Origin of the sequence: Nonomuraea lactucae, assembly GCF_003313395.1 — a bacterium.
Lineage (GTDB): Bacteria > Actinomycetota > Actinomycetes > Streptosporangiales > Streptosporangiaceae > Nonomuraea > Nonomuraea lactucae.
In genome coordinates this window covers 1-5,258 of the sequence record NZ_QNFZ01000803.1, presented here as the reverse complement: position 1 = coordinate 5,258, position 5,258 = coordinate 1, and the positions used below count along the sequence as shown (strand labels likewise).

The window sequence follows — 5,258 nt, the reverse complement described above, 5'->3', positions numbered from 1 at the left end:
GCCGCCCCGCCGGACGCCGCACTGCCGGGCCCCGCCCCGCCGGACTCCAGGTGGGAGGCGCCGGCCTCGGACGGGAAGCCGAGGCCCGGGCCGTGGTGCGGGGACTCGGCGCCGCTGACGCCGAAGATGCCCGCCCCTTGCTCGGCGTGCCCCGCCATGCGGCGGAAGGTCGCGAACAGCTCCCGCCCCGTGCCCACCCACTGGGCGTCGCTCAGTGGCCGCCCCGCCGGGGCGCGCCGGGCGAGCTCCTCCGCTGGGACCAGCAGCTCCAGCGTCCCGGCCGCGGAGTCGAGCCGGATCACGTCGCCCTCGCGGACCAGCGCGATCGGCCCCCCGTCGGCCGCCTCCGGCGACAGGTGGATGGCGGCGGGCACCTTCCCGGACGCGCCGGACATCCGCCCGTCGGTGACGATCGCCACCCGCTGCCCCCGATCGAGGAGCACGGCCAGCGGCGGCGTGAGCTTGTGCAGCTCGGGCATGCCGTTGGCACTCGGCCCCTGGTAGCGGATGACGGCCACGAAGTCCTGCCCGTCCAGCGCCCCGGCCTCGAACGCGCGCAGCAGTTCGAGCTGGTCGTCGAAGACCTTGGCCGGAGCCTCGATCACCAGGTGCTCCGGCTTGACCGCCGACACCTTGCTCACCGCGCGGCCCAGGTTGCCCTCGACCATGTGGATGCCGCCGTCGGCCGCGAACGGATCGGCCACCGGCCGCAGCACGTCCAGGTCCTGGCTGCCGCCGGTGACGTCCTCCCACACCAGCGCGCCGTCGCGCAGCGCGGGAGCCGAGCGGTAGCGGTCGAGCCCGCGCCCGGCCACCGTCAGCACGTCGGCGTGGAGCAGTCCCTCGTCGATCAGGTCGCCGATGAGCACCTGCATGCCGCCGGCGTCGCGGAAGTGGTTCACGTCGGCCTGGCCGTTGGGGTAGATGCGGGTCAGCGACGGCACCACCTTCGACAGGCACGCCAGGTCGTCCCAGGTGAGCACGGTGCCCGCCGCGGCGGCCATGGCGACCAGGTGGAGCGTGTGGTTGGTGGAGCCGCCGGTTGCCAGCAGGGCGACGCAGGCGTTCACGATCGCCTTCTCGTCGACCAGCTCGCCCACCGGGGTGTACTCGCCGCCGTGCGCGGTGATCTCCACCGCCCTGCGCCCGGCCGCCCCGGTCAGCGCCTGCCGCAGCTCGGTGTGCGGGTTGACGAACGTCGAACCCGGCAGGTGCAGGCCCATGACCTCCATGAGCGCCTGGTTGGAGTTGGCGGTGCCGTAGAAGGTGCAGGTGCCGGGGGAGTGGTACGACTCGGCCTCGGCGTCGAGCAGCTCCCCGCGCCCCACCTTGCCCTCGGCGAACAGCTGGCGGGTGCGTGCCTTGACCTTGTTCGGCAGCCCCGACGTCATCGGTCCCGCGGGCACGAACACCGCGGGCAGGTGCCCGAAGTGCAGCGCCCCGATCAGCAGGCCCGGCACGATCTTGTCGCAGACGCCGAGCAGCAGCGTCGCGTCGAACATGTCGTGCGACAGCGCGATGGCCGTCGCCATGGCGATCACGTCGCGGCTGTAGAGCGACAGCTCCATGCCGGGGCGGCCCTGGGTGATGCCGTCGCACATCGCGGGCACGCCGCCCGCCACCTGCGCGACGCCGCCCGCCGCGCGCACCGCCGCCTTCAGCACCGGCGGGTACGCCTCGTACGGCTGGTGCGCGGAGAGCATGTCGTTGTAGCTGGTCACGATCGCCACGCCCGGCTTGGCCGTGCCCCTGAGCACGGGCTTGTCCTCGGCGGGCGCGGCGGCGAAGCCGTGCGCCAGATTGGCGCAGCCCAGGTGGGCCCGCGCCGGCCCCTTGGCGCGGGCCCTCTCGCCGTCGCGGCGGATCCGGTCCAGATAGACCGTACGGCTGGCGCGGCTGCGCTCGGCGATCCGGTCCGTGATCTCCTGGACGACGGGGTTCATGGACGCTCCTTCGTGGGGCGGGCGGCTGCCTGGGACGGTGGGCGGGGTCACGACTCCTCCTCGTGCCAGGATCGGCCGCTGCGGCCGAGCAGTTCGCGGGCGCCGGCGGGGCCGCTCGTCCCGGCGGGGTAGGGCTCGGGCAGGCCGGGGGACGCCTCCCAGGCGGCCAGGATCGGGTCGATCCAGCGCCAGGCGGCCTCCACCTCGTCGCGGCGCATGAACAGCGTGGGGTTGCCTGACAGCACGTCGGTCAGCAGCCGCTCGTACGCCTCGGGGACCCGCGCGGTGAACGTCTCGCCGAAGCTGAGGCTCAGCGGCACCGGCTTGAGCGTGACCTCGCCCGCGCCGGGCTCCTTGGCCATGATGTGCAGCTCGATGCCCTCCTCCGGCTGCAGCCGCAGGACCAGGCGGTTCGGCGTGCCACCGGGGTAGATGGAGTGCGGCACGTCCTTGAACCGCACCACGATCTCCGACGTGCGCCGCGGCATCCGCTTGCCGGTGCGCAGGTAGAACGGCACCCCGGCCCAGCGCCAGTTCCTGATCTCGGCGCGGATCGCGGTGAACGTCTCCACCCGGCACGACTCCTCGGTCGGCGGGGTGGAGGCGGGCTCGTCCAGGTAGCCGGGCATGCCGCCGCCCTCGACGTACTGGCCGCGCACGGTGAACCTGTCCACCTCGCCGCCCGTGATCGGGCGCAGCGCCTGCAGCACCTTCACCTTCTCGTCGCGGATGGCCTCGCGGTCGTTGCGCGCCGGGGGCTCCATCGCGGTCAGGCAGAGGAGCTGGAGCAGGTGGTTCTGCACCATGTCACGCAGGGCGCCCGCGTGGTCGTAGTAGCCGCGCCTGCCGGGCGTGCCGACGGTCTCGGCCGCGGTGATCTGCACGTGGTCGATCCAGAGGGAGTTCCAGATCGGCTCCAGGAAGGCGTTGGCGAAGCGGAGCACGAGCAGGTTCTGCACGGTCTCCTTGCCCAGGTAGTGGTCGATCCGGAAGATCTGCCGCTCGTCGAAGATGGCGCCGACCTCGTCGTTGATGCGCTGCGCGCTGGCCAGGTCGTGGCCGAGCGGCTTCTCCAGCACCACCCGGGAGCGCGGGGTGACCAGCCCGGCCCCGGCCGCCTCGCGGCAGAACGCGCCGAACGTCCGCGGCGGGCTCGCCAGGTAGAAGACGCGGTCGCGGTCCTCGTGCCCGGCCAGCAGGGCGGCCAGCGTCTCCCACCCGGACCGGCGGCCCACCCTCCGGGCCTCGCCCGCGCCTTGCTCGCCCGCGCCCTGGGGGTCCAGGCCGCCCACGTCGACCGACACGTGGCGCAGGCGGCCGAGGAAGCGCCGCCATCCGGCGGGGTCGTCTGCGGGCACCTGGTCGCGTACCTCGGCGTCCACCTTGCCGCGGAAGTCGGCGTCGTCCAGCCCGCCCCGGGACAGGGCGATGACGCGGGTCTCGGGGGAGAGCCGGCCGTCCCTGTCGCTGTGGTACAGCGCCGGGAGCAGCTTGCGCATGGACAGGTCTCCGGTGCCGCCGAACACCACCAGGTCGGCGGTGTGGGCAGCGGACACCGGCACGGGGGACGTCGTGAGGGAGGACACGGCGGGACACTCCGATGATCTACAAGAGGGACAGAACGGACATTAGTCAGAGTTTGGGTCACACACAAGCTGAGTTTTGGCATCTGAGATGAAAAAGTCGCGACTTTTCATTACCTAACCTCCTGTGATTCACTTAGCCGATGCCTCGACGTACCGCCGCGACGCTCGCCACGAGTGGCGAGGTGCTCCGCCTCATCCGCACGGGCGAGGCCGTGACGCGGGCGGACCTCGGCCGGGTCACCGGCCTCTCACGGCCGGCGGTGCAGCTGCGCGTGGGCGAGCTGCTCGAGCGCGGCCTGGTCGTCGAGCGCGCCGACGCCCCCTCCACCGGCGGGCGGCCCCCGGTCCGGCTGGAGTTCAACGCGGCGGGCGGTGTGGTCCTCGTCGCGGCACTGGGCGCGACCCGGACCAGGGTCGCGGTCTGCGACCTGGCGGCGCGCGAGCTGGCCGGGCGCGAGTTCGCCATTGACGTGGAGCAGGGGCCCGACGTGGTGCTGCCGCTGCTCATGGACACCTGGGACGAGCTCCTCGCGGACCGCCCCCGGGCGATGATCAAGGGCGTGGGCATGGGCGTCCCGGCGACGGTCGAGTTCGCCGAGGGCCGCACCGAGAGCGCCAGGGTGATGGCGTCCTGGACCGGCGTGGTGATCCCGCCCATCCTCGGCGAGCGGTTCCCGGTGCCCGTCCTGGTCGACAACGACGTGAACGTGCTCGCCATCGGCGAGCACCGGGGCGTCTATCCCGAGCTGGGCGACCTGATGTTCGTGAAGGTGTCCACCCGGATCGGCGCGGGCGTGATCGCGGGCGGCGAGATCCTGCGCGGCGCGATGGGCGCGGCCGGCGAGATCGGGCACATCCCGGTCCTCGACGGCGGCGGCGTGCTGTGCCGCTGCGGCAACGTCGACTGCGTCGACTCGGTGGCGAGCGGCACCGCGCTGCTGCGCCAGCTCCGCGACGCGGGCAAGGACGTCAAGACCATCGGCGACGTCACCGCCCTGGTGCGCGCGGGCGACGCCGCGACGATGGCGACCGTACGCGAGGCGGGACGCCGGATCGGCGAGGTGCTGGCCGGGGCGGTCAACATCCTCAACCCGTCGGTCGTGGTGCTGGGCGGCGACGTGGCCGAGGCGTTCGGGCCGCTCGTGTCGAGCATCCGCGAGGTGGTCTACCGCCGCTCGACCGCGCTCGCCACGCGCAGGCTGCGCATCGAGCCGAGCCGGCTGGGCGCGGGCGCGGGCATCAGCGGCTGCGCGGTGATGGTCCTCGACCACGTGCTGTCCCCGGACGCCGTCGACGACAGCCTGGCCCGCCGCACGGCCTGATCCTGCCGCACTGCCTGATCCTGCCGCACTGCCTGATCCTGCCGCGCTGCCTGATCCTTTCGTGAGCGGCTGAGGCCGGCGACCTAGTCCTGCGCGTCGCCCTGGTGGCCCTTGACGCCCCTGTCGCCCTTGTCCTGCTTGTCAGGTCTCTTCGTCTGGCCGGGTGGTGTGTGCCGCGCCTGGGGGTCCTCGGTCCTGGTGGGCGGCGGACCGTCCGTGGCGGTGGGCGGGTGGCTGGTCCGCACGGGCCTGACGGGCCCCTGCCCTGAGGGCGAGGGGTCGGGTGTACGCCTCGCCGGCGTGGGCTCGAAGGTGCGCCGCGCCCGCGTGGCGGCCGGGCTGCCGTCCGGGCCGGCGGTGGGACTGGCCGGGTGCGAGGCGGTGTGGTCCGGGGCGGGGGTGCGGGT

3 protein-coding genes and 1 pseudogene are annotated in these 5,258 nt (G+C 73.5%); 1 reads left to right on the top strand and 3 read right to left on the bottom strand.

The genetic code is table 11. The annotated features are described in order from the left end of the window. Together edd and zwf are read right to left on the bottom strand one after the other, a co-directional pair. A partial coding sequence (gene edd / locus DQW85_RS28060) for a phosphogluconate dehydratase (protein ID WP_240197474.1) occupies positions 1-1,943 on the bottom strand: 1,943 nt, incomplete at its 3' end. A 47-nt stretch (positions 1,944-1,990) separates the two neighbouring features. Then, positions 1,991-3,529 carry a glucose-6-phosphate dehydrogenase gene (gene zwf, locus DQW85_RS28055; protein ID WP_420819191.1) on the bottom strand — a complete coding sequence of 513 codons (1,539 nt, stop codon included), beginning with the start codon at positions 3,527-3,529 and terminating at the stop codon, positions 1,991-1,993. A gap of 140 nt (positions 3,530-3,669) precedes the next feature. Here zwf and DQW85_RS28050 point away from each other — a divergent pair, with 140 nt between their 5' ends. Continuing rightward, positions 3,670-4,851 carry an ROK family transcriptional regulator gene (locus DQW85_RS28050; protein WP_113702892.1) on the top strand — a complete coding sequence of 394 codons (1,182 nt, stop codon included), beginning with the start codon at positions 3,670-3,672 and terminating at the stop codon, positions 4,849-4,851. An 83-nt stretch (positions 4,852-4,934) separates the two neighbouring features. Here DQW85_RS28050 and DQW85_RS28045 read toward each other — a convergent pair. Continuing rightward, positions 4,935-5,258 (bottom strand): annotated as a pseudogene (locus DQW85_RS28045) (hypothetical protein); the annotation flags it as partial.

Bases quoted from the DNA above. Each gene is read 5' to 3' on its own strand.
- DQW85_RS28050 (WP_113702892.1), top strand. From the start codon at position 3,670: ATGCCTCGACGTACCGCCGCGACGCTCGCCACGAGTGGCGAGGTGCTC.